This is a genomic window from Nitrosophilus sp. (assembly GCF_982775275.1).
In genome coordinates this window covers 1-2,790 of the sequence record NZ_CEXZHP010000197.1, presented here as the reverse complement: position 1 = coordinate 2,790, position 2,790 = coordinate 1, and the positions used below count along the sequence as shown (strand labels likewise).

The window sequence follows — 2,790 nt, the reverse complement described above, 5'->3', positions numbered from 1 at the left end:
ATAAAAGATTTTGTGGAAAAAGATTTAAATGAGGTTAAAATATGAGTAGTCTCGTTTCACTGCTTTAGCCACCTACAATACAAATTTTAAAAAATAAAAGCAAACGATATTTGACATTTGCAAGTTCTTGGAAAAATAAACACAAAAGCAGCTGTAATACTTAAAATTGAAATATGAATGCTTTCCCCCTATAAGTAAAAATTAAAAGAAAAAAAACTGAAAATAATTGAATTTTATACTTTTACTTATTTATTATCTATTAACTATAAAAGAAATAACTATATATCTATAAGAGAAAGTGGAAAAAATTAAAATCGGTATTATATTATGTTACCTTTTATTTGCCGATTTTTGACTTATATCAATACAAAAGCCCTTAAATAGGGAATTTTACAAGGTAGATCGGTATTATATTATGTTACTTTTTATTGGTATTATATTATGTTACCTTTTATTTATAGTTTAAGGTTTTTATATTACAGGCTTTTAAAGCTATAATGAAGCAGGGTGTTTGATATTAAAAGTTGCAGTAGCAGTCCTTCGGCTAATCGAAGAACTGCTGAAATAAAAAGTAGTCTGAACCCTCTTTAGCAGTTTGATCTTGAAGCTGATTGTCGGGAGAGGGAGGCAACCCTCGAAGGTAACCCTTTCGGCTTCCTGATCATCTGCTACCATTATAGCAAATTTTTTTTTAAATTAAAACTCCAAAATTTGGTAATTTGACAAACCCCAACCATTGTTTATAATGTAATTAAAATAGTAATACCATATTAATTAGGAGTTTGCCGATGAAAACGATTACGTTAAAAACGGATGACGATTTTTTCGAGGAAATCTCAAATTTGGCTAAAACTCTTCACATATCCAAAAGCGAACTTATTAGAAAAGCGGTTAAAGAGTATGAAAAAAATCTATATAAAAAGAGTTTGAAAAAAAAGATTCAAAAAGCATCGCTTAAAGTCAGAGAGGATATAAAAAAGCAGATGAAAGAGTGGGAAGAAACCAACCTTGACGGACTAGGCGATGATTAAAAGAGGGGAGATATATCATAAAACGAAAATAATTTTGGGATTTATGGAATAATTACCAATATATTAGTTTTTTATGCTAAAATATTAAAAAATAACTAAAATATTAGTTGCGGAGCAAATATGTTTTTTTATACTCCAAATGACATTCAAGAGATAATAGCCAAGCGTATAAAGATAGCAAGAAAACAGAAAGGCTGGACGCAAAAAGAGATGGCAAAAAGAGCCGATATTCCGCTATCGACTTACGCAAGAATAGAACAATCGGGCGAAGGCTCTTTGAGACATTTCGCAAAGATTTTAGCGGTGCTTGGAAGAGGAGACGAAATAGAAAAAATTTTGATTCCGCAGGAAAAAACTCCCGTAGAGATAGTAAAAGAGATTAGAAAAAAGAGTAAAAAATGAGAGAAAGATATATCATACCCGCAATATTCGATCAGGAAATCGGCGTAATATACGAAGGAAAAAACAAAGTAGAGTTTCAATATTTTAAAGAGTTTGACGGCGAGAGGCTTCCGATATCTCCTTTTAGGCTTCCATTTGCGCCCGATAGAGTATTTAACTATTACGACAGTATGGCTTTTAACGGGCTTCCCGGAATATTTGCCGACTCTTTGCCCGATAGTTTCGGAAATATTCTTATGCAAAGATATTTCGAACAGAAATTGGGCGCTAAAAACTTTAGAATATCCGTTTTGGACAAATTGGCTTATATAGGCACAAATTCCGTAGGAGCGATAGAGTATTATCCGCCCGAAAACGAAGAGTTTGAATTTATAGGAGTAAAGTTAAAAGAGTATATAAAAAGCGTAAGAGAGATAATAGAAGGCTCAAGCAAAGAGGCGATAAAAGAGGTTGTATTAAGACACCCCTCACCGGGCGGAGCAAGACCCAAAGCTTCCGTTTTATGGAACAGGAAAAAAGATATTATGAAAATAGGATCGTTTGTTGATGAAGATAGCAACGATTTTGAATATTGGATCGTAAAGTTTGACGAAAAGGATAAAGAGTTTACGAAAATCGAATACGCTTATATGCTGTTGGCTAAAAAGGTTGGAATTGACATTACAGATATAGAACTAATAACAACAGACAACGAAACCCATTTTGCCGTAAAAAGATTCGACAGAAATTTTATGGGAGAAAAAAAACTGCACAAAGCGACTTTGGCCGGACTTTTGCACAAAGATTTCACGGAACAGGGCGCATCGAGCTATGAAGAATATTTCAAAATCGTTTTTGCTTTGACAAAAGATTTCCAAAGCGTAAAAGAGGCGTTTAAGAGAATGGTTTTTAACGTAGTGGGCAGAAACTGCGATGATCATTTGAAAAACTTCTCTTTTTTGATGAACTCAAAAGGAGAGTGGAGGCTTTCTCCCGCATACGATCTTATATACTCTTACGGAAAGGCTACATTTGGCGAACATAAAATAAGTATAAACAAAAAAACAGCCGATATAGAGTTAAACGATCTTGCCCAATGCGGTTACGGTATAGGACTTGAGAAAAATTTTATGAAAGAGGCGATAGAGGAGATAAGCGAAACTTTTTCAAACATCGATAAAACGTTATCGCAAATCGGTGTATCCAAAAAGAGTATAGAGGAGTTTAAAAAGAGCGTAAAGCTTTTTTCGGTTAATAATTTTCCCGATAAAAAAGTTGCCAAAAAAAGAAAAAGTATAAATACTGCAAACGAATTGGCAAAGAGGATATTGTTAAGATAGTTATCAAAAATATACGCCGATAGACAAAAATTGTCTAT

At 33.2% G+C, this 2,790-nt stretch carries 3 protein-coding genes; all 3 read left to right on the top strand.

All coding sequences use genetic code 11. From position 1 onward, the window contains the following. Positions 1 to 788: 788 nt before the first annotated feature. The 3 genes from AC30RD_RS08085 (at position 789) to AC30RD_RS08075 (ending at position 2,752) form a co-directional block, all read left to right on the top strand. Positions 789 to 1,031: a ribbon-helix-helix protein, CopG family gene (locus AC30RD_RS08085; RefSeq protein ID WP_489493966.1), complete on the top strand. Its 243-nt coding sequence runs from the start codon at positions 789 to 791 to the stop codon at positions 1,029 to 1,031. A gap of 120 nt (positions 1,032 to 1,151) precedes the next feature. Then, on the top strand, positions 1,152 to 1,433 hold the full coding sequence (locus tag AC30RD_RS08080) for a helix-turn-helix domain-containing protein (protein ID WP_489493965.1): 282 nt from the start codon (positions 1,152 to 1,154) through the stop codon (positions 1,431 to 1,433). Beyond that, positions 1,430 to 2,752 (top strand): type II toxin-antitoxin system HipA family toxin, encoded by a 1,323-nt coding sequence (locus AC30RD_RS08075; RefSeq protein ID WP_489493963.1) that lies wholly within the window; start codon positions 1,430 to 1,432, stop codon positions 2,750 to 2,752. Before AC30RD_RS08080 ends, AC30RD_RS08075 begins: the two co-directional genes overlap by 4 nt. Positions 2,753 to 2,790 lie beyond the last annotated feature (38 nt).

Coding starts and splice junctions, on each gene's coding strand:
- AC30RD_RS08075 (WP_489493963.1), top strand. CDS start 1,430: ATGAGAGAAAGATATATCATACCCGCAATATTCGATCAGGAAATCGGC.
- AC30RD_RS08085 (WP_489493966.1), top strand. CDS start 789: ATGAAAACGATTACGTTAAAAACGGATGACGATTTTTTCGAGGAAATC.
- AC30RD_RS08080 (WP_489493965.1), top strand. CDS start 1,152: ATGTTTTTTTATACTCCAAATGACATTCAAGAGATAATAGCCAAGCGT.